Source organism: Mesorhizobium sp. M2A.F.Ca.ET.046.03.2.1 (assembly GCF_003952425.1).
Taxonomy (GTDB): domain Bacteria; phylum Pseudomonadota; class Alphaproteobacteria; order Rhizobiales; family Rhizobiaceae; genus Mesorhizobium.
The window spans coordinates 6,508,554-6,530,389 of record NZ_CP034449.1; the positions used below are offsets into that span (position 1 = coordinate 6,508,554).

Annotated in this window: 21 protein-coding genes, 1 tRNA gene and 1 pseudogene; 9 read left to right on the forward strand and 14 right to left on the reverse strand. The window is 63.3% G+C overall.

Annotation, left to right across the window (positions count from 1 at the left end; translation table 11 throughout):
- Nucleotides 1–30: 30 nt before the first annotated feature.
- From mobB to moaA, 6 genes are all read right to left on the reverse strand, one after another.
- Nucleotides 31–546, reverse strand: a complete 516-nt coding sequence (gene mobB / locus EJ072_RS31030; RefSeq protein ID WP_126082707.1) for a molybdopterin-guanine dinucleotide biosynthesis protein B — start codon at nt 544–546, stop codon at nt 31–33.
- Entirely contained in the window at nt 543–1,175 is a 633-nt protein-coding gene (gene mobA, locus EJ072_RS31035; RefSeq protein WP_126082708.1) for a molybdenum cofactor guanylyltransferase MobA, read from the reverse strand. The genes mobB and mobA overlap by 4 nt, the downstream gene beginning before the upstream one ends.
- Before the next feature lie 4 nt (nt 1,176–1,179).
- Nucleotides 1,180–2,100, reverse strand: coding sequence for a DMT family transporter (locus EJ072_RS31040; RefSeq protein WP_126082709.1), 921 nt, complete (start codon nt 2,098–2,100; stop codon nt 1,180–1,182).
- 124 nt (nt 2,101–2,224) lie between these two features.
- Nucleotides 2,225–2,581: a hypothetical protein gene (locus EJ072_RS31045; RefSeq protein WP_126082710.1), complete on the reverse strand. Its 357-nt coding sequence runs from the start codon at nt 2,579–2,581 to the stop codon at nt 2,225–2,227.
- Between the two features lie 87 nt (nt 2,582–2,668).
- Nucleotides 2,669–3,163 (reverse strand): hypothetical protein, encoded by a 495-nt coding sequence (locus EJ072_RS31050; RefSeq protein WP_126082711.1) that lies wholly within the window; start codon nt 3,161–3,163, stop codon nt 2,669–2,671.
- 55 nt (nt 3,164–3,218) lie between these two features.
- Nucleotides 3,219–4,214, reverse strand: coding sequence for a GTP 3',8-cyclase MoaA (gene moaA, locus EJ072_RS31055; RefSeq protein WP_126082712.1), 996 nt, complete (start codon nt 4,212–4,214; stop codon nt 3,219–3,221).
- A gap of 307 nt (nt 4,215–4,521) precedes the next feature.
- On the opposite strand from moaA, the gene EJ072_RS31060 reads away from it, so the two are divergent.
- Entirely contained in the window at nt 4,522–4,875 is a 354-nt protein-coding gene (locus EJ072_RS31060; protein WP_040982795.1) for a DUF971 domain-containing protein, read from the forward strand.
- Nucleotides 4,876–4,967: 92 nt separating this feature from the next.
- Nucleotides 4,968–5,580 (forward strand): annotated as a pseudogene (locus EJ072_RS31065) (pyridoxamine 5'-phosphate oxidase family protein).
- 9 nt (nt 5,581–5,589) lie between these two features.
- Here the strand turns inward: EJ072_RS31065 and EJ072_RS31070 are convergent.
- On the reverse strand, nt 5,590–6,042 hold the full coding sequence (locus EJ072_RS31070) for a MarR family transcriptional regulator (protein WP_042642392.1): 453 nt from the start codon (nt 6,040–6,042) through the stop codon (nt 5,590–5,592).
- Nucleotides 6,043–6,089: 47 nt separating this feature from the next.
- Between EJ072_RS31070 and EJ072_RS31075 the strand changes: the two genes are divergently transcribed.
- A complete protein-coding gene (locus EJ072_RS31075; protein ID WP_126082713.1) occupies nt 6,090–6,998 on the forward strand; it encodes an alpha/beta fold hydrolase in 909 nt (302 codons plus the stop codon).
- Nucleotides 6,999–7,006: 8 nt separating this feature from the next.
- Here EJ072_RS31075 and EJ072_RS31080 read toward each other — a convergent pair whose 3' ends face one another.
- Nucleotides 7,007–7,405, reverse strand: coding sequence for a rhodanese-like domain-containing protein (locus EJ072_RS31080; protein WP_126082714.1), 399 nt, complete (start codon nt 7,403–7,405; stop codon nt 7,007–7,009).
- Between the two features lie 300 nt (nt 7,406–7,705).
- On the opposite strand from EJ072_RS31080, the gene EJ072_RS31085 reads away from it, so the two are divergent.
- Complete coding sequence (locus tag EJ072_RS31085; RefSeq protein ID WP_126082715.1) at nt 7,706–9,589, forward strand: murein L,D-transpeptidase; 1,884 nt, start codon at nt 7,706–7,708, stop codon at nt 9,587–9,589.
- A gap of 62 nt (nt 9,590–9,651) precedes the next feature.
- On the opposite strand, the gene EJ072_RS31090 is transcribed toward EJ072_RS31085, so the two are convergent.
- Together EJ072_RS31090 and EJ072_RS31095 are read right to left on the reverse strand one after the other, a co-directional pair.
- Nucleotides 9,652–10,131: a hypothetical protein gene (locus tag EJ072_RS31090; protein WP_126082716.1), complete on the reverse strand. Its 480-nt coding sequence runs from the start codon at nt 10,129–10,131 to the stop codon at nt 9,652–9,654.
- 199 nt (nt 10,132–10,330) lie between these two features.
- Nucleotides 10,331–10,588, reverse strand: coding sequence for a PepSY domain-containing protein (locus EJ072_RS31095; protein WP_126060940.1), 258 nt, complete (start codon nt 10,586–10,588; stop codon nt 10,331–10,333).
- Nucleotides 10,589–11,025: 437 nt separating this feature from the next.
- Here EJ072_RS31095 and EJ072_RS31100 point away from each other — a divergent pair, with 437 nt between their 5' ends.
- Nucleotides 11,026–12,807, forward strand: coding sequence for an adenylate/guanylate cyclase domain-containing protein (locus EJ072_RS31100; protein WP_126082717.1), 1,782 nt, complete (start codon nt 11,026–11,028; stop codon nt 12,805–12,807).
- A gap of 117 nt (nt 12,808–12,924) precedes the next feature.
- Nucleotides 12,925–17,151, forward strand: a complete 4,227-nt coding sequence (locus EJ072_RS31105; RefSeq protein WP_126082718.1) for a cytochrome P450 — start codon at nt 12,925–12,927, stop codon at nt 17,149–17,151.
- 49 nt (nt 17,152–17,200) lie between these two features.
- On the opposite strand, the gene EJ072_RS31110 is transcribed toward EJ072_RS31105, so the two are convergent.
- Nucleotides 17,201–17,884: a Crp/Fnr family transcriptional regulator gene (locus EJ072_RS31110; RefSeq protein WP_126064666.1), complete on the reverse strand. Its 684-nt coding sequence runs from the start codon at nt 17,882–17,884 to the stop codon at nt 17,201–17,203.
- A gap of 501 nt (nt 17,885–18,385) precedes the next feature.
- Between EJ072_RS31110 and EJ072_RS36190 the strand changes: the two genes are divergently transcribed.
- The gene (locus tag EJ072_RS36190; RefSeq protein WP_167449170.1) at nt 18,386–18,556 is read left to right on the forward strand and encodes a hypothetical protein; all 171 of its coding nucleotides are present in this window, start codon (nt 18,386–18,388) and stop codon (nt 18,554–18,556) included.
- Nucleotides 18,557–18,658: 102 nt separating this feature from the next.
- On the opposite strand, the gene EJ072_RS31115 is transcribed toward EJ072_RS36190, so the two are convergent.
- From EJ072_RS31115 to EJ072_RS31125, 3 genes are all read right to left on the reverse strand, one after another.
- Nucleotides 18,659–19,072 carry a VOC family protein gene (locus EJ072_RS31115; RefSeq protein WP_126082719.1) on the reverse strand — a complete coding sequence of 138 codons (414 nt, stop codon included), beginning with the start codon at nt 19,070–19,072 and terminating at the stop codon, nt 18,659–18,661.
- 288 nt (nt 19,073–19,360) lie between these two features.
- Nucleotides 19,361–19,435: transfer RNA gene (locus tag EJ072_RS31120), tRNA-Val, on the reverse strand.
- A gap of 128 nt (nt 19,436–19,563) precedes the next feature.
- Entirely contained in the window at nt 19,564–20,244 is a 681-nt protein-coding gene (locus tag EJ072_RS31125; protein WP_126082720.1) for a phosphoglycolate phosphatase, read from the reverse strand.
- A gap of 160 nt (nt 20,245–20,404) precedes the next feature.
- Here EJ072_RS31125 and rpiA point away from each other — a divergent pair, with 160 nt between their 5' ends.
- Together rpiA and EJ072_RS31135 are read left to right on the forward strand one after the other, a co-directional pair.
- Nucleotides 20,405–21,136 carry a ribose-5-phosphate isomerase RpiA gene (gene rpiA / locus EJ072_RS31130; RefSeq protein WP_126082721.1) on the forward strand — a complete coding sequence of 244 codons (732 nt, stop codon included), beginning with the start codon at nt 20,405–20,407 and terminating at the stop codon, nt 21,134–21,136.
- Nucleotides 21,123–21,722, forward strand: a complete 600-nt coding sequence (locus tag EJ072_RS31135) for a DUF2059 domain-containing protein (RefSeq protein ID WP_126060949.1) — start codon at nt 21,123–21,125, stop codon at nt 21,720–21,722. Before rpiA ends, EJ072_RS31135 begins: the two co-directional genes overlap by 14 nt.
- The last annotated feature ends 114 nt before the right edge of the window (nt 21,723–21,836 follow it).

Genomic DNA, 21,836 nt, shown 5'->3' on the forward strand with positions numbered 1-21,836 from the left:
GGCAAGCGACAATCGGGAAGTGCCGCTGCGTTACGTGGTTCGAGCCACGAGACCTGTGCTGCGCTCGACAAAGTCGGCTATCGATTTGGTGTCGTCGAGGTCGAAAACCGGCAGGTTTTCGCCTTCGACCGTAAAGTCGGCGGCGACCGCGACGATGTTGGGATCGTTGGCGGAAAGTGGCGTCCGGTCCTTGGCTTCGAGCCGCCTTGCCTCGATCTTCTTGTGCGCTTCGCGCTTGTAGCCCTCGACCAGCACGATGTCCGAGGGCGACAGCCGCGCCAGGATGTCGTCCAGCGTGGGTTCGTCCTCGCCCCGCAATTCGTGCATCAGCGCCCAGCGCCGGCCGGAAATGATGGCGACCTCGGTCGCGCCCGCCTGCCGATGGCGGAAGCTGTCGGCTCCCGGCTTGTCGATGTCGAAGTCATGGTGGGCATGCTTCACCGTCGAAACCGTCCAGCCGCGCGCGACCAGCTCGGCGACCAGCTTTTCCGTCAGGGTCGTCTTGCCGGAATTCTTCCAGCCGGTGATGCCGAATACGCGTCTCATGGCCTGAGGCTTTGCAACAGACGCTCCGCCACCGCAAGGTCGTCGGGCGTGTTGATGTTGAAGAACGGATCGATCTTTTGGCCGCCCGCCTCGATCATCGGGAATTCGACCTCGACATGGCCATGGCGCTCCATGAATGCGGAAACCCGCCGGCTGTCCTCGTCGACCAGGAAATGACGCAGGGCGTCGCGCAGGCCGATTGGCCAGAGCGCGAAGGTCGGATGCCACCTGCCGCCCGAACTGGCGACGGCGATCACGCCCGGCCCGTCGCGGGTTGCGGCGGCCAGGCGCTCGACGAGGTCGTCGGGGAAGAATGGCGTGTCGCCGGCGGCGCTCATCAGCCACCGGCAGCTTGTCTGCCCGGCCGCCCATTCGAGGCCGGCGAGGATACCCGCCAGCGGTCCGGCATGGCCTAGCACCGTGTCCTCGATCACCGGCAGCCCCATGCCGGCAAATCGCGCCGGATCGCCATTCGCGTTGAGCCCGAGCATCGCGACCTGTGGCTTCAATCGCGCGGCGACATGGTCGATCAACCTGGCTTTGCCCAATGAAAGCAGCGGCTTGTCGCCGCCGCCCATTCGACGCGCCTGGCCTCCCGCCAGAATGATCCCCGCAACATTTCTGTCCATTGGCCTATATGCCGTCCGGCGCCATGTCGGGTCCAGCGCTTTCAGCGGCGGGTTGCTGCCTGCCGACGACGCGCTCGCGGTAGAGCGCATAGAGGCCGGAGCCGATGATGATGGCGGCGCCGGCGATCATGGGCAGGTCGGGAACATCGCCGAAAATGAGGAGGCCGAGCAGGATCGACCACAGCAGGGCGGTGTAGCGGAACGGCGCGATGAAGGAGATGTCGCCCGAGCGCATCGCCATGATGATGAACTGATAGCCGATGAGCACCAGCACCGCCGCGAGCGCCAGAAGCATGGTCGAGCGGCCACTCATCGGCGTCCAGCCGCCCATCGGCGACAAAAGCAGCGCGCCCAGGACGGTCATGGCAAGCGCGGTCGCCGTCGACACCAGCATGGTCGGGATCGCGTGTGGGATGCGCTTGGTGGACAGGTCGCGCACCGCGCAGCAGGCGACGCTGGCCAAGGCCACCAGCGAATAGACGCTGAACCCTTCGAAACCCGGCCGCACGATGATGAGCACGCCGACGAAGCCGGCGGCAATGGCGGTCCAGCGTCGCCAGCCGACGCTTTCGCCGAACACCAAAGCCGCGCCCATGGTGACCGCCAGCGGCAATGCCTGCATGACAGCCGAGACATTGCCGATCGGCAGATGCGCAAGCGCGATCAGGAACGACACCGTTGCGCCGGCTTCGCCGGCCACGCGCATGGCCACCATCGGCTGCAGCATGGCGGCCGGATTGACCAGCGCGCCGCGCCGCCAGGCAAGCAGGCCCACGAAGAAGGACGCGAAGGCGCCGCGCACCAGCATGACCTGCGCCATGTTCATCGATTCGGAAGAAAATTTGGTGATCGCATCATTCAAGGTGAAGCCGACCATGGCCACGATCATGAACAGCGCGCCGCGCAGGTTTGGCGAGAGAGGCAAAGGCGGTTCCGGATTCTATTTTGGATCGAAACCTGTAGCAGGTCACCGCGAACAGCAACGCCAAAAGAAATGGGCCACGAATTTCTGCATGGCCCATAGAACGATTTGCCAGGGTCCCGAAGACTTACCTCGGCGTCAGCACTTCGGTGCCGTTGCCGTTCTGGCCGGCGATGGTCCAAAGCCCATGCAGAGAGCCGTCCTTCTCGATCTTGTAGACGACGAGACCGACTTCCTTGCCCATCGCATAGCCGGCGGAAAACGCATTGTCGTTCCGCATGCAGATGCCGTCCGAAGTCGAGCCGCCGGTTTCCCAGTGGATCGTGCAGGTCGTGTCGCTGGTCAGCGTGATGGTTGCCTCGCCACCATATTTCGAACCATCGAAATTGGTGCCGGCGACGGTATAGGTGCCGCCGATCGACTGAGCGGCGGCCGGCATGGAAGCAATCCCAAGCATTGCAAGTGAAAGCATGATTGTGCGCATGTGCACTCCCCCTAGAGCGAAAATCGCGCTCGAAGGCTAGGCCGGAAAAGGCCGGCGGTAAATCGGGTGGAGGATGGCGTGGAGGGTTTATTTCGAGTGTGGCCCGGACGCTTCGTGCAGGCTAGCAGCAATGGTGCCGACCAGCGGGTCGTATTTCGCCTTGAGCGCTGCCGGATACTCGATGAAGACGCTGTGGATCACGTCCTCCTTGCCGAACACGGACCGGCGATAGAAGATCTTGTCGCCCTTCGTACCCGACAGCACCGCCCAATTCTTGCCGGCCTTGCCGTAGGTGACTTCGTCACCTGGCTCGGGGCTGGCTTTTTCGTTCTCGACGAGGCTCTTGGGCGTGTCGTCGAGCGCATTGTAGCTGCCGTAACAGGCCACGCTGGCGCCGTCGGCGCTGTGCCACTCCAGGCCGTCGCCGTTTTCCGGCTCCGGCATGCGCTCCGTGAAAATCTGGTCCGGGAAAGTGCACACGGTGCCGAAGCGCGCGTTGACATAGGTGAACGGCTTGGCCAGCGCCGTTGTCGCCAAGAACAGAAGCGCGGAAAACAAGCCGATGCGCCGAAGATTCTGCATGTTCCCCCCTTTGGCCTCTGACCAAAGGCGATCATGCATCAAGCCGTTGAAAAAATCAGCCGCCGGTGACGCTCATATGCCGCGACACTGAAGGACGGCTGGTGCGGCGGTCGATGATGAAATCATGGCCCTTGGGCTTGCGGCCGATGGCCTCGTCGATGGCCGCGTCGAGCAATTCGTTGCCTTCGGAGGCGCGCAACGGTGCCCTCAGATCCGCGGCGTCCTCCTGGCCGAGGCACATATAGAGCGTGCCGGTGCAGGTCAGCCGCACGCGGTTGCAGCTCTCGCAGAAATTATGCGTCATCGGCGTTATGAAGCCGAGCCGGCCGCCGGTCTCGGCGACATGGACGTAGCGGGCAGGGCCGCCGGTCTTGTAGGGGATATCGGCGAGCGTGAACTGGCGCTCCAGCGAGGCGCGCAGCATCGACAGCGGCAGATACTGGTCGGTGCGGTCGGCCTCGATCTCGCCCATCGGCATCGTCTCGATGAGGGTGAGGTCCATGCCGCGGCCATGCGCCCAGCGCATCAGCTCCGGGATCTCGGCATCGTTGAAGTCGCGCAGCGCGACCGCATTGAGCTTGATCTTCAGCCCCGCCTTCTGAGCGGCATCGATGCCTTCCATCACCTTGCCGAGATTGCCCCAGCGCGTGATCTGGTGAAATTTTTCGGCATCGAGCGTATCGAGCGAGACATTGATGCGTTTGACGCCGCAGTCGGCGAGCTCGGCGGCGAAGCGCGAAAGCTGCGAGCCGTTGGTAGTCAGCGTCAGCTCGTCCAGCGCGCCGCTTTGGAGATGCCGCGAGAGCTGGCGTACCAGATGCATGATGTTCTTGCGCACCAGCGGCTCGCCGCCGGTCAGTCTAAGCTTCTTCACGCCCTTTTCGACGAAGACGGTGCAGAGTCGGTCGAGCTCCTCGAGCGACAGCAGATCCTTCTTCGGCAGGAAGGTCATGTCCTCGGCCATGCAATAGGTGCAGCGGAAATCGCAGCGGTCGGTGACCGATACGCGCAGATAGCTGATCGTGCGACCGAAGGGGTCGATCATATCCATTGCAAGCGTTTCCCGTGGCCTGAGCGGCATCGTTATATATGGCTATGTGATACGATCCAATGCCGCATTCAAGATAGAAGGTCTCGGTCTTTGGTAACATTCCCCGACCGACATCGTATGTCGGCTGGCCTCAAGTGGCTTTCCGCATGGCGCGAAGCGGCGTAGGGAAGGGGGCAACCAGAGCATGATGCCGAAAAGTGTGAAGCGGTTTTTCGGACGACATCATGCTCTATCTCTTTGACTAGAGACGGATTCAGATTTCAGGTCGATTCGACCAGAAATCATCCGTCTCTAGACAGGACCAGTCATGACCGCGCCAAAGGAACTCAGGGTCTCGAAAGACCGCAAGCTCTTGACCGTGACCTTTCCGGGCCATCAGCCGTTCGAATTGCCGGCGGAGTTTCTGCGCGTGGCTTCGCCATCGGCGGAAGTGCAGGGCCATTCGCCGGAACAGCGGGTGACGGTCCCCGGCAAGCGCAATGTCGCAATCCTCAAGATCGAGCCGGTCGGGAACTACGCGGTGCGCATCACCTTCGACGATTTTCATGACACCGGCATCTTCACCTGGAACTATCTGCATACGCTCGGCCACGAAAAGGATGAGCGCTGGAACGCCTATCTCGCCGAACTGGCCGAGAAGGGGCTGAGCCGAGACCGCTAGTTGTGCGGGTGGCAATCCAATGTCGGCAGCCGGGCTGTCGTCAAGGCGTCATGGACGTGGAGTAGCGCCGGCAAAACGTCAGGAGACGAAGAATGTCGCGCATCACATCGGTCGAACAACTGGAGGCTCTCTACGGCCTGCCGGGCGAGGCCTCGGTCGTCAAGGAACTCGACCATGTGATTCCCGAATATGCCGCCTTCATCGAGGCCTCGCCCTTCGTGGCGCTGGCGACCAGCGGGCCGGAGGGGCTCGACTGCTCGCCGCGCGGCGATCTCGCCGGTTTCGTGCGCCTCGTCGACGACAAGACGCTGATGATGCCGGACAGGCGCGGCAACAACCGCGCCGATTCGCTGAGGAACATCATTCGGGATCCGCGCGTGGGACTGCTCTTCCTTGTGCCGGGCTCGGGCACGACGCTGCGCGTCAACGGCCGCGCCCATATCACGACCGATGCCGGGCTATGCGCCTCCTTCATGGTCGACGGCAAGCCGGCCCGCTCGGTCACCGTCATCGATGTCGCCACGGTCTATTTCCAGTGTGCCCGAGCCATCGTGCGCTCGGAACTCTGGAACCCAGCCAGGCATGTCGACCCGAAGTCGCTGCCGACGCCCGGCCAGATCCTCGAGGGTCACCAGCCGCAAGAACATCGACGGCGAAGCCTATGACAAGGAATGGCCTGAAAGAGCCAAAAAGACGATGTGGTAAGCCTGAAAGTCAGGCTTCCTTCAGGACGTCGGCGATCTTGCGCATCTGCTCGCCGATCATGTCGCACTGTTCCGGCGTCGACTGGCTCATCGCCTTCTCGATCAGCGCCATGTGAACTTTCAGCGCCTTCATCAGCAGGGCCTCGCCCGCCTCGGTGAGGTTCAGCCGCAGCACGCGCTTGTCCTTCTCGTCGCCTTCGCGCCGCAGCAGGCCGCGCCCCTCGAGTTGCGGCAACAGCATCGTGATGTTGGAGCGGCCGACCAGGAGCTTGCGGGCAAGGTCGTGCTGCGACATGCCGGGGTGGCGGTAGAGGTTCATCAGCACGTCGAGCTGCGCCGGCTTCAGGTCGAGCGGGGCGAGCTTCACGGCAAGCGTGCGCTCCAGCACATGGCAGGCGCGCGCCACCGCGACCCAGTTGCGAAAACGCGGGTTGTCCCAGGGCAGCTCTTGCTTAATGTTCATGTTTGAACTATTATGTTCATGCTTGAACGAATGGATGGACTGCCAATATGGCATCATTTGGAATGAAGGTCATCCGGGGCGTTTTCGGCGCGGCCGAGCATGTCGCGCCGCGCCTCAGCGGTCGCGCCGCGTTCGAATTGTTTTGCCGGACACCCAGCGTCAAGGCGTTGAGCGACGGCGAACGCCGGGCCGTCGAACGCGCATCAGCCTTCATGGCCGAGGCGCGCCATCACCGGCTGAAGACAAGGTCGGATTGCGTGGCCGTGCACGAATTCCGGCCGGAGCCGGGCAGGGAGCCGCGCGGCACCGTGCTCGTCATCCATGGCTGGCGCTCGCGCACCGAATATATGCGGGCCTTGATCGAAGGGTTTCGCGGCGCCGGATACAAGGTCGTCTCGCTCGACCTGCCTGGGCATGGCCATTCGCTCGGCCGCCATCTGAACATGGTGAATGCGGTGGAAGCGGTGCGTGTCACAGGCGAATGGTTCGGTCCCTTTGCCGCCGTGGTCGGCCACTCCTTCGGCGGCGCGGTTGCGGCCAATGCCGTCGCCGCGTCGGTCAAGGGCATGCCGCCGCTCAAGGTGCAGAAGCTGGTCTTGATTGCCGCGCCGAGCTCGCTGCCGGCAATCTTCGACGATTTCAGCCACAGGCTCAATGTCGGGCCGCGCTCTCGCGTTGCGATGGCGGACAGGGTGAAACACCTTTCCGGCCGGCCGCTCAGCGAATTCACCGGCGACCGCCAACTGGCCGAGGCGCCGGTGCCGACGCTGATCATCCACGCACCGGACGATCGCGAGGTCCACGCCGACCATGCCAGGCGTTACGCGGGCGCCGGCGAGCACGTCCACCTGCACTGGGCCGATGGGCTCGGCCACCGCCGCATCCTCGCCGACAGAAATGTCGTTGCACGCGCCGTTGGCTTCGTGACCGAGCAGCGGGAAGCGATCCTGCACTAATCAGCCTATCAGTCCGCCTTCTTCTGCCCCGGCTCGACCGGCAGGCCGGCCGCCTTCCAGGCGGTGTAGCCGCCGAGGATATGTTTGACCGGGGTCAGGCCCATGTCCTGCGCCGTCTTGGTCGCTAAAGCCGAGCGCCAGCCGCCGGCGCAGAAGAAGACGAAGGTCTTTCCCGAGGCGAAGAACGACTTGTGGTAGGGGCTTTCGGGATCGATCCAGAATTCCAGCATGCCGCGCGTCACATGCTTGGCGCCGGGGATCTTGCCGTCGCGCTCGACTTCGCGAGGATCGCGCAGGTCGACGAAGATCGTATTCTCATCCTCCAGCAGCCCGGCTGCTTCCTCTGGCGACACCACCTCGATCTCGGCATTCGCCTCATCGAGCAGTTCGCGATATCCCTTCTTCACTGCGCATCTCCAGGCCACGGCTCAAGCGACCAGGATTTCGAGCATAACGGCCCGGGTTTGTCACGTCCGAGCCGGTTCCGCCAAGGTCTGGCGCAATGGCGCAAGCATCGCGGGAACCGAGGCTGGCCGCACGGGTCTCACAAGGATGTGAAACCGTTCTGCAACATGGCCCTGGAAATTTATGGAAGCTTAACGAAATCGGTATGAATCAGTATAGTTGCGCCTTACATCCGCCATGCGGTGGGCGAGATCGTTTAGCGGCGCGGAACGGGAACCGGTGACAACCGGAGCGAGTGATTCATGAAATTCCTCGGGAACATAAAGGCCGTGCTGCCGATCGCGATCGCGGCGGCGCTTGCCTTCGGGCACCAGCCGGCAAGCGCGCAGGGGCTGTTCGACATGCTGTTCGGCGGCGGCATCCGGCACAACCCGCAAGGCGAATTTCCGCCGCCACCGAAGCCTCGCAAGATAGGTCCGGCAACGCCGGGGGCGGGTGGCGGCGGCGCCCGAATCAGCAGCCCGACCTACAACACCTACAGGGCCGATAAGCTCGTTCGCGTCGACTTCAAGTCGTTGTTGCCGGCACCGCCACCAGCAACGGCGCAGGATGCCGCCTTCGTGCCGTCAGTGACCAGCACCGCGTTCCGCGATGCCGTTGCCGGCCTGGGCGACTACGAGCTGTTCGCCGAGCCCGACATCGCCAAGGCGCTGATCGCTTATTACTCGGCCAATCCGGATTTCATTTGGGTGAGCGACAACGCCCCCAACAGCAGGGCGCAGGATGCGGTGCGGGTGCTGGGCGAGGCGGCGAGCTACGGTTTGACGCCGGCCGACTACTCCGTCGACATTCCGGCGGCCGCGACTTCCGCCACGCCGGAAGAGCGGACCAGGGAACTGGTTCGGTTCGAGATGGCGCTGTCGGCGCGCGTGCTGCGCTACGCCCGTGATGCCCAGAGCGGCCGTGTCGATCCCAACCGGATGACCGGCTACTATGATTTCCCGGCCAAGCCGTTCGATCTGGAAGGGGCGCTGAAGACACTGGCGCATACCCAGGAGGTCCGCACCTATCTGGAGTCGCGGCATCCGCAGAATCCGGAATACCAGGCGCTGCGCGTCGAACTGGAAGCGCTCGAGGCCAGCGAGGAAAACGAGATCGTCGTCGATCCCAAGCTGTTGCTCAAGCCGGGTGAGAGCAGCCCGGAACTGCCCAAGTTGCTGACGCTGATTGCCCGCAATCTTGATGACGAGATGGGCGGCAACTATGGCGAGGTGCTCGCCCGCCTTGGCAAGAGCGTGGTTTACGACCCCGAGTTGGTGCCGGTGATCAAGGCGGTGCAGCAGCGGGAAGGCATGAAGGGCGACGGCGTCATCGGGCCGCGGACGGTGGCTTTGCTGGCCGGCGCTTCGAAGGCCGACAGGATCGAAAAGGTCAAGGTGGCGCTCGAGGAGCTGCGCTGGATGCCGTCCGATCTCGGCAGTCCGCGCGTCTTCATCAACCAGCCCTCCTTCACCGCCAGCTATATCGACAGTGGTGAGGAGAAGCTGAAGACCCGCGTCGTCATCGGCCGGGTTACCAACCAGACTGCCTTCTTCTACGATCACATCAAGCAGGTCGACTTCCATCCCTATTGGGGCGTGCCGCAGTCGATCATCGTCAACGAGATGCTGCCGAGGCTGCGCAGCGATCCCGGCTATCTCGATCGCGCCGGCTATGAGGTGACGGATTCGCGCGGCAGGCAGATCCCGTCGTCAGAGGTGGACTGGGGCGCCTATGGCTCTAAGATCCCATTCAGCGTGCGCCAGCAGCCGAGCGAGGCCAATGCGCTGGGCGAATTGAAGATACTCTTCCCCAACAAGCACGCCATCTACATGCATGACACGCCGCAGAAGTCCTTCTTCGCGCGCGACATGCGGGCGCTCAGCCATGGCTGCGTCCGGCTGCAGGATCCGCGCGGCATGGCCGCCGCAGTGCTTGGAACCTCTGTCGACGACATTGCCGAGAAGCTGAAGCACGGCCATTCGACCGAGAATGTCACGCGCGTCATTCCGGTCTATGTCGCCTATTTCACCGCCTGGCCTGATATGTCCGGCAAGGTCGAGTATTTCGACGACGTCTATGACCGTGATTCCAAGCTGATGCAGGCGCTGGACGCGACCGAAGCGGTGCGCACGCCGTCAAGCTGAGCGCTCTGACTTCAAGCAATTCCGGGCGGAAGGCTACGGCGATACCGCTCGGCCTGACCGCTTCACACTTTTCCTGGAATTGCTTTGATGAGCGGACGGCGGAAGCCGGCGTCGCGCCCGGCAATCAGCCAATAGATCAGGCCGGCCACGAGGCCGGCGCCCGCTATGATGCCCATGTCGGCCCAGCGTTCGGGATCATCGGCAGCGTCAGGCCAGATCAACATGAAGCCGGCCGCCGCGGCGGCGGCGCCGAAGACCATGTGCAGCCAGAAGCTGCGCAGCGAAAAGAACTCCGCGATCAAGGCGAAGACCAGCGTCTGCATACCCGTCAGGATGATCGTCACGAAGTAGACAAACATGCCGAGCGGCGGCACGACCAGCACGGCGACGGGGGTGAATTCCATAAGTCCGAAGTAGCCCGGCGCATTGGGCAGCGAGCTCAATATGGCGTAGATCACCACCACCGCGATCAACCCAGCAAGCACCGCGACCAGATAGCCGACGAGCACCATGAGGATGCGCTTCAGGACGTGGCCGATCATTGCCCATGCACTCCCGTGCCCGCAATCAGTGAGGGGCAGTCAGCCACCAAAGTTGTGACGATGCAAGGGCGGCCCATCGCGCCGGGTCTTTGCGCGTGGCACAGGAGTGTCCAGCGCCAAGGCACAGTGTGTGAAACCGGGCGGGGGCCTATGTGCTTCAGTAGATGGGGCGGAGCGTAAGGCGGGGAGGCGACGCGACCTATTTGGGCTCGCCGGTCACCGGGTCGTAGGTGATTTGGACCTTGGCCTTGTCGGTGGTGTAGTAGGTGATGGTGTAGCCGTCGCTATCCCAATCGACCTCCTTCACATAGCGGAAGTCGGTGCGGTGCTCGACCTTGGCAATGATCTCCGACAGCTTCTTGGCATTCTGCGGCGGCAGTGGCTGGTCGTCCGCCGCAAGGGCCGATCCGCCGGCAAGGAAGGCCGCGATACCGGTTGCTAAAACAACAGTGCGCATGAGAGCCCTCAAATCGCGTAATTGGCCAAGTTTCATATGGGCCTGGGTGCCGTCAGAAACCAGCACGCGGGCATGTTGGTTCCGTAGCGTGAAAATAACGCATTGTGAAGCCTGGCTCGACGTGGCCGATCTTCGGCCGGCAGCAGCCAAATCCAACATTGCCTGAGGACAAAAGAGTGCGTGATTCAATGGGTTACGGCACGATGCGGATGTGCCTTCCGGTATAACGAATGACTAAACCATGCGTTGGGCAGGGCGTTCGCCATATTAGCTGTTCTTGGTAGAGCTTTCGGAAAGACCCTGATAGAATTCTGGTCATAACAGGGTGGCAACTGCGCGCCGGACCTGCCGGGGATATCCATCGGCAGACGGCGACGCGTTTCTTTTGAGCGCAGGTCGCCTGTTCTGGACTGGACGCGGGGACTGGGGGCTCGATCATGGCTGAACGGAATTACACCCGTCAGCTTGCGACAATCATATCGATCGACGCCGTCGGATTCTCGAGGCTGATGGGCATCGACGACGAGCTCGCCGTTGCCGCGTTCGAGGAGAGGCGCGACATCATCGCCGGCAGTTGCGGCGCATTTGGCGGGCGCACATTCGGCGATGCCGGCGACAGCATCATGGCCGAATTCGGCAATCCGATCGAAGCCTTGCGGGCAGCCTTCGACTTCCAGGCGCGGATCGCAGCGCTGAATGCGGCGGTTGCCGAGGACATGCGCATGCCGTTTCGCGCCGGTATCAATACCGGCGATGTGATTGTCCGTGAGGGCCGTCTCTACGGCGACGACGTGAACATCGCCGCCCGGCTTCAGGAACTCGCGCCTCACGACGGCGTCGCCATCTCGGCGACGACCTGGCACCATGTGAAGGACAAGACAGCAGCGGTCTTTACCGATCTCGGCGAGTTCAGCCTGAAGAACATCGCTCTGCCGGTGCGGGTCCTGATCGCGGGCCGCGGCGGCAACGGGCCTGCCACGCCGGCCTCCTTCGCTTCTATCCCGGCCGCGCCCGGCCATTACAAACCCGTCCCCAAGGGGCCACCGGCAATCGCGGTGCTGCCGTTCCAGGGCAATGGAAGCGAACCGGACGTCGGCTATATGGCCGACGGCATTGCCGAGGACATCATCTACGGTCTTTCCAACACGCGCTGGCTTTCGGTCATCGCAAAGGGATCCAGCTTTCAGTTTCGCGACGACAGCCTGGGCACAAGGCTCATCGGCAATGCGCTTGGCGCGCGCTACATCGTCAGCGGCACGCTGGCGCGCCACGACAGGCATATCCGTCTCAACGCATCGCTTACAGACACGTCGAACGGGCGCCTGGTCTGGTCGCAACGCTTCGACCGCGATCTCGTCGACATCTTTAGGCTGCGCGACCAGGTCGGCAGCGAGATCGTTTCCATCCTCGACAAGGAGGTCGATCGCGCCGAGCAGGCGCGTACGTTCCAGGTGCCGTGGGAGAGCCTTGAGACTTGGCAATTGGTCAGGCGCGGCCGCTGGCACATGAACAGGCGCACACGCCGCGACACCGACATCGCGCTCGACTTCTTCGACAGAGCCTACCGGGACGATCCGAACTCGAGCGCCGTGCTCAACGAACTGGCCTGGTGGTATTTCTGGCGGGCCTGGCTGCGTTTCGGCGACAGCGACGACCTGGAAAAGGTAGAGGAGCTTGCGCGCAAGGCGCTGCTGATGGACAGCCTCGACGCACGCCCGCATGCCTATCTCGGCGCGGCCGACATCATGCGCGGCCTGCCGGCATTGGCGGCCGAGCACCTTGCCGAGGCGATCCACATCAATCCGAGCTTCGCCTTCGCCCGCTCGGCCATGGGCAGCGCGCAACTTTTGCTTGGCGACGCGGCCGGCGCGATCCCGTTCTTTCTCGATACCGAGCGGTTGAGCCCGTTCGACCTCTATCGCTTCCACAATCTGGGTGAACTGGCCGCCGCCTATTGCTTCGTCGAGGACTGGCCGGCCGCGATCGCCACAGCCGAGCGCTCGCTCAACCTGTCGCCAAGTTACTTCTACGCCAGGTTCCTGAAGATAGGCGCCCTGATCAGAAGCGGCAGGCATGACGAGGCAGAGCGCGAGCTTGCGATTTTCATGACCCGGCATCCTGACTTTTCCGAGCAGAGGATACGCTGGATACCGTTCGTTGACCCGGCCAAGAACAATTTCCTGATCGCCAATTTCGATCGGGCCAAGTCAGCCGCATGATTGCCGGGCCGACAACAGATGACTGTGAACGAATTCACATACGCCGGACCGATGCAAACCTAGGCCAGATGGTGCCGGCATCGCATTGACGTGGACAGCCGGGGGGCTTGAACGCGCATGATCACATTGAAGTACTTCTCCGCGGTCCGGGCCGCCCAGAAGAGCCAGCGTCCCGTCGCCGAAATGCCGCCGTTCGACATCTATCGACTGCGTTCCAAGGGCGGCATTGCCGCGCGCATCGCCGGCTTTCTTCTCGGCGATCCGCGCTGGCTGCTGGCGCTGCTGCGCCGCTTCTGGCCGAATCCCGGCTTCGGCAATTTCCTGCTCGTCACCAAGGGCGCGGATGTGCGCGACATATTGGAGCGCGGCGACGAGTTCGAGACGCCTTACGGGCCGGAAATGGCCGAGTTGGCCCGGGGCTCGAATTTCATTCTCGGCATGCAGGACGGCGCCGCATACCGGCAGATGAAGTCGGCCGTGCTGAGCGCGTTCCCGCCGGCGGAGGTCGAAGCAACCGTCAGGCCGATCGCCGAGCGCCATTCGCGCGAGATCATGACCCGCGCCAGCCCCGGCTTCGATGCCATTGCAGGCTTGATGAAGATCGTTCCGGTGCGCATCTGCCGCGATTATTTCGGCCTTCAGATCGATGATGAGACCGAATTCGCCGACTGGTCGATCGCGCTCAGCGCGCTGTTCTTTTCCGATCCGACGGCAAATCCCACCACGCGCCAGCTTGCCGTGGTCGGGGGAGATCGCCTGATCAAAATTATCGACCGCTCGATCGCCGCGGTCCGGGAAAAGGCGAACAAGGATGACAGGCCGCTGGCTCGCTTGGTCGCGCTGATGGACCAGGGACGCCTGTCGCTGCCCGACATTCATTCCATCATGCTCGGCATGGTCGCCGGCTTCGTGCCGACCAATGTGCTTGCCGGCAGCAATTGCCTGGATGTGATCCTGTCGCGAACCGATGCACGGCAGGCCGTGGATGAGGCCCTCGGCGCCGGCGATACCGGCAAGCTCGACCGGGCGATCATGGAAGCCATGCGCTTCAAGCCGATCTGGATCGGACCCTGGCGCTACACCAGGCGTGACGCGGTCATCGGCAAGGGTACCCGCCGGGAGCGCGTGGTCAAAGCCGGAACGGTCGTCATGCCGGCGACGCTCTCGGCGATGTTCGATCCGGAGATCGTGCAGCGGCCGAACGCGTTCGACACCTCGCGCCCGCATCGCGACTACATGGTTTTCGGTTACGGCATCCATCTGTGCATCGGCGCGGAAATCGCCCGCATTCAGATCGGGGAATGCATCCGCGCCCTGTTCAGCAAGCCGAAGCTGACCCGCGCGCGGGGCAGGGCTGGCAAGATGGTCAGTGTCGGCGCCTACCCGGCGAGCCTCAAGGTCGATTTCGAGCGCTCGCCGCTTTGCCGCACCGCCGAGCAGTCGATGGTGACCGTGGTCTGCCCGATCACCCGACCGATGCCGCTCGATGCGGTGCGCGACAACGTCGCGGATCTCGGCAATCCGGCGATCGGCGAAATCAGCGCCGCGCTCGACAAGGTTGGCACCATTCATTTCACCAGCCTGGCCGTCGCTCCCACCGGCAAGGACGAAAAATCGGGGGCCGAGACCGGCGCGCTGGTGTTGGAAATCTCGGGCGACGGCAGCACCGACGATGTCATTGCCGCCATAGCGCAAGCGATCGGTCACCGGCTGAGGCCGATTTTCAGGGATGTCTGCGGCCTCCCGGACGGCGGTTCGCTGGAAGACTTCCTGAAGAGGAAGCACATCGAGATATCGCCGTCTTTCGGCAGCGCCGCCGGGCTGGTTTTCTCCGGCACGCCGGGACATTCCGTGCGGCGGATCCTGGCCGAGGCCAAGCTCGCCGACAGCGTGCGTGAGATCGTCGAAAAGCCGCGCGCGGGCACCGGCAATGCGATGGATGTGCTTGCCGAGGCGCGTCGCCATGTCCAGTGCCTCGGGCAATTCGGCTGGGCATTCGAGCCCGCCGAAAGCCTGCTGGAAAGACCGCCCGGCCACTGGTCGCGCGCGCTGACGACGACGCTGCTGACGCCTGCTATGTTCGCCACCGTCGCGATCGTCATTCTGGCCTTCTGGCGCATGACTTATGTGCTCGTGTTCGGAAACCCGCATGGGGTCACCTTCACCAACATCGCGATTGCGGGAACCTCGCTTCTGCTTTCAGTCCTCGGTCTGCTGGCCATTCTCGCCCTGTTCGTCGGGTTTTGCTTCCTGGCGTTGCGGCGGCTCGAGGACAAGGACCAGCCGGCGAGCACGCCGGTCGAGATCGGAGCGCTCGAAAAGATCCTCGCCCATGAGGACCACACCGCGCAGAACAATCTGACGGCGATCTCGACGATGAAGGTGGGCATCTTGCGGCGGCTGGCGCTGCGGCTCTCCTTCTACCTGATCTCGATATCGGCGCAGAAGGTGTTCAGGCCAGGCTTCCTCGCCACCATCAACACCATTCATTTCGCCCGCTGGGTGCTGTTGCCCGGCACCAACAGGCTGATGTTCTTCTCCAATTACGGAGGCAGTTGGGAAAGCTATCTCGAGGACTTCATCGCCAAGGCCTCGGCCGGCTTGACCGGTGTGTGGAGCAACACCGACGGCTATCCGCGCACGCGCTGGCTGTTCCTGGACGGCGCGCGCGACGGCGATCGCTTCAAGCGCTGGGCGCGGCGCCAGCAGGTGCCGACGCTGTTCTGGTACACCGCCTATCCGCGCCTCAACACCACGCGTATCCGCATCAACTCCAGGATCAGGCGCGGCATCGCCTCGGCTACCGGCAACGAGGCGCGCGACTGGCTGAGCCTTTTCGGTTCCCTGCCGCGTCCGCAAGCGCTGCCGGCTGATGCGAGGAGCCTGGCGGGGCCTCCGTCCTCGCCCCTCGAAGCGCTGGAATCCGGCGAAATCCAGTCGATCTTCTTCGGGCCGTTCGGCGCGCTCGGCGACGCGCATATGCTTGCGATCCAGGTGCCGGATGGCCTGCCGACGGCGAAGCGCAAGGCGTGGCTCGACTTCGTCATCGGCAAAACCAGCTTCGGCGACGGGGTACCCGTGGGCCGCGCTATGACCGTGGCGTTCGGGCCCAACGGACTGCGCCGGCTGGGGCTCGAAGGCGGCGTCGACGACGAACCGCTGGACACGTTCCCGGTCGCCTTCCGGGAAGGCATGGGCACGCCCGAGCGCAGCCGCATCCTCAACGACACCGGCCCTGACGCGCCCGACAAATGGCAGTGGGGGTCTTCCGCCAAGCCCGTCGATGTCGTCATCGTCTGCTATGCCGAGACGCCGGCCTTGCTGAAGGCCGAGATCACGGCCATGAAGCGACAGACGGCAGGCGCCGGGATGTCGGTGACCGCCGAACTGCCGCTGAAGGTGAAGCGCGACGGCAAGCGAGCGGTCGAGCATTTCGGCTTCGTCGACGGCATCTCGCAACCGATCGTTCGGGGTACGGCGCGCGCCGCTAAGGGAGCCGCGCCCATGCATCTGCTCGCACCGGGCGAGTTCCTGTTCGGTTATCGCGACGAGCATGGCTTCTATCCGTCGTCGCCGTCGGTCGAGGCGGCGCTGGACCGCGCCGGCATCCTGTCGCAGGTGCGGCGCAACCGCCAGATACCCGGGCAACCGCCTCCGCCGCGCGATTTCGGCCGCAACGGCACGTTCCTCGTCATGCGCCAGTTCGAGCAGCATGTCGAATTGTTCGACGATTATTGCAGGCGGGCGGCGACGCAGGCCGCAAATGAGACCGGCGATCCCACCGTCGATCAACGCTGGGTGGCCGCGAAGATGCTCGGCCGCTGGCAGGACGGCAGCTCGCTCGTGCGCAATCCGAACGGGCGGCCGGGCCGCGGCGTCGACAATGATTTCGCGCTCGGCGCCGAGGATCCGCAGGGGCACGCCTGTCCACTCGGCTCCCACATACGCCGTTCCAACCCGCGCGATTCGCTCGGCGAGGACCGCGAGACGCAGATCAGGATCGGCAAGCGCCATCGCATCCTGCGCGTCGGCCGCACCTACGAGAAAAAGGACAAGGGCGGAAAGACGGAGAAGGGACTGCTCTTCATGTGTCTCAACGCCGATATCGAGCGCCAATACGAGTTCATCCAGCAGACCTGGGTCTCGTCGAGCTCGTTCCAGGGTCTGGTCGGGGAGACGGATCCGACGATCGGGGCAAGGGGCGGCGGCGGCCGGTTCTCGATCCCGTCCTGGGAAAAGGTCACCGTGTTCAAGGATGTGCCGAAGTTCGTCACCACGAAAGGCGGCGGCTATTTCTTCATGCCGAGCCGCTCGGCGCTGCGCTACATGATCTCGCGGTTGTGATCAGGGGCGCTTAGGCTGTCTGCTGCTTGGGCGAAGTCGCCGAGCCTGCTCAGTCGTCGTCCTGCGATTCGGCGATATGGTTCAGCGCGGCGGCGTTGATGATGCGCAGGCCGCCGCGCTTGATGGCGATCATCTGCCGGTTGCGCCAGTCGTTGAGCGTCTTGTTGACGGATTCGCGCGTCGCGCCGAGGAATTCGCCGAGCTCGGATTGCGAAATCGGAATCCAACCGGCGGAGTCGGCCATGACCCCGCTCAGGAACACCAGCCGCTTCGCCAGCCGGGCCTCGATGCCGAAAAAGGCTTGGTCGCCCAACTCGCCGCTGACCCAGCGCAGCCGCGTGCACAGCAATTCGATCATCGCTCGCGCGAGAGACGGGTTTTTCTCAATGCGGTCAAAGAGTTGTGTCCGGCTCAGCGAAACCAGCTCGCATGCCGTGAGACAGCTGGCGGTGGCCGTGCGCGGGCGTCCGTCCAGTGCCCCGATCTCGCCGACAAGGCTGCGCGACAGCTCGATATTGGCCACCAGCTTCTGCCCGCCCGGCGAATAGATCGAGATCTCGACCGTGCCGCTTATCACACCATAGATGCGATCGGAGGCATCCTCTTGGACGAACAAATGCTGGCCGGCGGCGTAGCGCTCCAGCTTGCAGCCGCCGAACAGCAGGTCGAAGTGGCGCGGATCAATGCGCGCCAGGCGCGGCAGGTTGCTGTCGTCCGCGCCGTTTGTAGCCATGATACGATTCCGCCTCTGGTTAGACGGAAATTGTAGGATAAGTGCGTGCTCGATCAAAGCGTCGTCTCCTTCTATGGTGACTCTCCGTTCGGCGGGTGGCTGACAAATGTTCCAATGTCATGCCCGACACGTCGAAACCGGATAAGCCGGCAACTGTAAGGAGACCGGGCGCACTGGCGGTTACGGACCGATCCTTCGAGAACGCCGTCCGCGCGCTTGGGTGGGAGGTGCCCAGCGCGCAGACAGCAAATCTGAAAATGGCTACGTGATCAAATTCCTTCCTGCGAAACCGCATCCAGTCCGGAGGCCGTCTTCGGGATCTGCAGGTCAGCCAAGCCGTTGGCGCCCCCGTTACGATATCTGCGCGCAAACCCTGTCTGACGTATGTGAAGGTGGTCACAGATACGCCAATGGGCCTGATTGCGAAAAATCGAAAACCGATCTATGGAGCGATCGGCCGAATTGAGGGCGGCCAGTCAACACATTGCACAAGGTCGCCCCATGCCCGATGCCTTCTCTCGCGTCATCGCCTTCCTTGCCGTGGTCACGGCCCTTTTGTTTGCCGGGCTGCACTTCCACCAGGGCCACATCATCGCCACGCTCTATTTCATGACCGGCGCAGTCCTGGTGACGGCGGTAACGCGCATGAATGTGAGACGGGGGCTGATTTAGGCGCCCGCGGCATTCGTGTCCGGCAACGTCAAGGCGTCATGACGACGCCGATCCGGCAACGTCAAGGCGTCATGACGACGCCGATCCGGCAACGTCAAGGCGTCATGACGACGCCGATGTCATTGCGGAGACGTCCATCCACATCGCGCCCACGGCATGACCATCGGGGTCGGCAAGGTCGCGAGTGTACATGAACCCATGATCTTCGACTGGATTGATGTCGGCCGTGCCGCCGTTAGCGGCCGCAGCGGCGGCCATTGCGTCGACGGCGTCGCGGCTGTCCAGAGAGAGCGCCAACATCACCTCGCTCGACGTTGATGGCGGGATCGGGCGCGTCGTCATCATCTGCCATTTTTCCCGGCTGAGCAGCATGAAGTTGATCTCTTCACTCCATACCATCCAGGCCGCGGCCTCATCGGGAAACTCAGGATTGTTCTTAAAACCAAGGGATTCGTAGAAAGCCCTGGACGCCTTCACGTCGGTAACTGGCAGGCTCACAAAGATCCTCTTGCTCATCGGTCATTCCTTCGTTGTCGAGATACCGGTCCCGGTGCCTCTTTGAAGACGCTTGACCGTCCGCCGAACCGACATGGCATCTTCACTTTTTCGAATTAACGGCTCCGCGCTTCGCGCCGACGGCCACCACTCAAACGATGCGGGGAGAACCTGGAACCTCGGCGTTCATCCAGTCCGGATTCTGCACTGAGCCGAGGTCAAAAAATCGCTGCGCGACAGTTGCGCTCCGGAGACATTCTCAAGAAATTGCTTGGAAGCTAAATCATCTAACCATTTCGGGAGGTTAGATGGTGGGCGATGCAGGGATTGAACCTGCGACCCCACCCGTGTGAAGGGTGTGCTCTCCCGCTGAGCTAATCGCCCGCCTGTGGCCCGAAGGCCGAAGCGAGCCGCGATATAAGGTAGGCGGGCGCGTGAAGTCAAGGCGATGTGCCGAGGTTATTCCGCGGTTTGATTTCTCTGATTTTCCGTCGGCGGGATTTGGCGCCGGCTCAGCGCGCCGCCGCGATCAGCCGTTCCGCCAGGTCCGGCGTCAGCGTGTCGAAATGCGAGATCACCAGGGTTGGTTCGAATTCGCTCACATGACGGTCGGTGTAGCCGAAATCGACCGCGACCACGGGAATTCCGGCTGCCTTGGCGGTGTCGATGTCGGTCTGCGAATCGCCGACCATCACGGCGCTGCTCGGATCGCCGCCGGCCAGCCGGATGGTCTCGGTGAGATGGCGCGGGTCGGGCTTGCGGAAGGCAAACGTATCCTGGCCGCAGATCGCGGCAAAATAGTCCGACATGCCAAGCGCGCCGATCAGCGTCGCGGAATTGGCTTCGTATTTGTTGGTGCAGACCGCCATCAGGTATCCGGCGGCCTGGAAACGGTCGAGCGCGGCGATTACGCCGGGGTAGGGGCGCGACTTTCCGGGAATGTTCAGTGTGTAATGGTCGAGGAAGAGCTTCAGCAGCCGGTCGTGCTCTTCGGCCATCAGCGCCTTGTTCTGCGCGGCATGCGCGCGTTCGATCATGACGCGGCCGCCATGGCCGACGAAGCGCCTGAAGCCGGCTTCGTCGACGGCGGCCAGATCACTCGCCGCCAGGCTGTGATTGAGGCTGTCGAGCAAGTCCGGCGCGGTGTCGACCAGCGTACCGTCGAGGTCGAAGACAATGATCGGGCGGGTCATGGGCGGTCCTGCGAAATTCTCGTTGCTGCAGCCGATACAGGCTGGTCAGGGTTCAAGCAAGAAGCCTCGATCGGTCCACAGAGCCTTTGACGAGGGAGCCTTTGACGGGACAGGCAAAAATGCTAGGAGGCGCGCGAAACCGGCGAAATCAGGGCTCCCCATGGATGCAAGGCAGTTGAAGGTCGAAGCCGCGCGGGCAGCGCTCGCCCATGTCGGCGACGGCATGCGGCTTGGCATCGGCACCGGCACCACGGCGGACGAGTTCGTGCGGCTGCTGGCCGAGAAGGTTGCGACCGGCCTCAAGATCATCGGTGTGCCGACTTCCGAGCGCACCGCGGCGCTCTGTCGCGAGCTGGGTGTGCCGCTGTCCACGCTCGAAGACACGCCGGAACTCGACCTTACCATCGACGGCGCCGACGAAATCGATCCGGACCTGACCTTGATCAAGGGCGGCGGCGGCGCGCTGCTGCGCGAGAAGATCGTCGCGGCCGCATCCGGGCGCATGATCGTGATCGCCGACAAGTCCAAGCTGGTCGGGACTCTCGGCCGCTTCCCGCTGCCGATCGAGGTCAACCAATTCGGCCTGCGCGCCACCGAGATCGCGGTTCGCGCCGCCGCGGCGAAGCTCGGCCTTTCCGGCCCGGTTACATTGAGGATGACGGGAAGCCAGCCATTTGTTACAGACGGCGGCCACTTTATCCTCGATGCATCTTTTGGCCGCATTCCGGATACAAGAGCGCTTTCGAATGCTCTCTTCGCCATTCCAGGCGTTGTCGAGCACGGTCTATTCATCGGGCTGGCGTCAACGGCCATCATCGCCGGCGGCGACGGTATCGAAACCGTCCATGTCGCCCGAAAACCAGGGAGTTCTATCGACCATGATGTTGCATAAACGGGTTCGCCGCCTTTCGATGTTTCTGGCGGCCTCGGCCGTCCTCGCGCTGTCCTCGCCGGTGTTTGCGCAGGATGTCAGCGAGTCGCACCTGAAGGCCGCGCGCGCGGCCGTCGCTGCGATCCATGCCACGGACTCGTTCGACAACATTCTGCCGCAGGCCGCTGCCGCGCTGGAGTCGCAGCTCATCCAGAAGAACCCCGACATGCAGGAATTGATCGGCAAGACCGTGACCGAGAAGGCGCTCGGCATGGCATCGCGGCGCGCCGACCTCGAAAAGGAAGCAGCGCTTGCCTATGCCAAGGTGTTTTCCGAGAAGGAGCTCAACGACATCGCCGCCTTCTACAGCTCCGATTCCGGAAAGAAGCTGCTGGACAGCGGCCCCGCGGTGACGCGTGACCTCGTGAAGGCTGCCGACATCTGGCAGAACGGCGTTGCCCGCGACCTCGCCCAGCAGGTAGGCGAGACGCTCGCCGCCGCCGCCAAGGCCGCGGCGCCGGCAGCGCCGGCTCCGGACGCCACCGCGCCGGCCGACAATTCCGCTCCGGCCGATGGCTCGGCGCCCGCCGACAATTCCGCGAACTGATCGGCTTCAATTCGGCCGTCGGCCGCTGGACCACAAAGCCCGGCTTTGCCCGGGCTTTTCTTTTGCCGCTTGGCAGCCTACCTGTGACCCGTCTTTCTCATCCCCAGGAGCCCA

Excerpts from the sequence above, each read along its gene's own strand:
- mobA (WP_126082708.1), bottom strand. The coding sequence starts at position 1,175 with ATGGACAGAAATGTTGCGGGGATCATTCTGGCGGGAGGCCAGGCGCGT.
- EJ072_RS31060 (WP_040982795.1), top strand. The coding sequence starts at position 4,522 with ATGACCGCGCCAAAGGAACTCAGGGTCTCGAAAGACCGCAAGCTCTTG.
- EJ072_RS31095 (WP_126060940.1), bottom strand. The coding sequence starts at position 10,588 with ATGCGCACTGTTGTTTTAGCAACCGGTATCGCGGCCTTCCTTGCCGGC.
- EJ072_RS31105 (WP_126082718.1), top strand. The coding sequence starts at position 12,925 with ATGATCACATTGAAGTACTTCTCCGCGGTCCGGGCCGCCCAGAAGAGC.
- EJ072_RS31085 (WP_126082715.1), top strand. The coding sequence starts at position 7,706 with ATGAAATTCCTCGGGAACATAAAGGCCGTGCTGCCGATCGCGATCGCG.
- EJ072_RS36190 (WP_167449170.1), top strand. The coding sequence starts at position 18,386 with ATGCCCGATGCCTTCTCTCGCGTCATCGCCTTCCTTGCCGTGGTCACG.
- EJ072_RS31075 (WP_126082713.1), top strand. The coding sequence starts at position 6,090 with ATGGCATCATTTGGAATGAAGGTCATCCGGGGCGTTTTCGGCGCGGCC.
- EJ072_RS31115 (WP_126082719.1), bottom strand. The coding sequence starts at position 19,072 with ATGAGCAAGAGGATCTTTGTGAGCCTGCCAGTTACCGACGTGAAGGCG.
- EJ072_RS31070 (WP_042642392.1), bottom strand. The coding sequence starts at position 6,042 with ATGAACATTAAGCAAGAGCTGCCCTGGGACAACCCGCGTTTTCGCAAC.
- EJ072_RS31135 (WP_126060949.1), top strand. The coding sequence starts at position 21,123 with ATGATGTTGCATAAACGGGTTCGCCGCCTTTCGATGTTTCTGGCGGCC.
- moaA (WP_126082712.1), bottom strand. The coding sequence starts at position 4,214 with ATGGATATGATCGACCCCTTCGGTCGCACGATCAGCTATCTGCGCGTA.
- EJ072_RS31125 (WP_126082720.1), bottom strand. The coding sequence starts at position 20,244 with ATGACCCGCCCGATCATTGTCTTCGACCTCGACGGTACGCTGGTCGAC.
- mobB (WP_126082707.1), bottom strand. The coding sequence starts at position 546 with ATGAGACGCGTATTCGGCATCACCGGCTGGAAGAATTCCGGCAAGACG.
- EJ072_RS31110 (WP_126064666.1), bottom strand. The coding sequence starts at position 17,884 with ATGGCTACAAACGGCGCGGACGACAGCAACCTGCCGCGCCTGGCGCGC.
- EJ072_RS31100 (WP_126082717.1), top strand. The coding sequence starts at position 11,026 with ATGGCTGAACGGAATTACACCCGTCAGCTTGCGACAATCATATCGATC.
- rpiA (WP_126082721.1), top strand. The coding sequence starts at position 20,405 with ATGGATGCAAGGCAGTTGAAGGTCGAAGCCGCGCGGGCAGCGCTCGCC.
- EJ072_RS31045 (WP_126082710.1), bottom strand. The coding sequence starts at position 2,581 with ATGCGCACAATCATGCTTTCACTTGCAATGCTTGGGATTGCTTCCATG.
- EJ072_RS31090 (WP_126082716.1), bottom strand. The coding sequence starts at position 10,131 with ATGATCGGCCACGTCCTGAAGCGCATCCTCATGGTGCTCGTCGGCTAT.
- EJ072_RS31050 (WP_126082711.1), bottom strand. The coding sequence starts at position 3,163 with ATGCAGAATCTTCGGCGCATCGGCTTGTTTTCCGCGCTTCTGTTCTTG.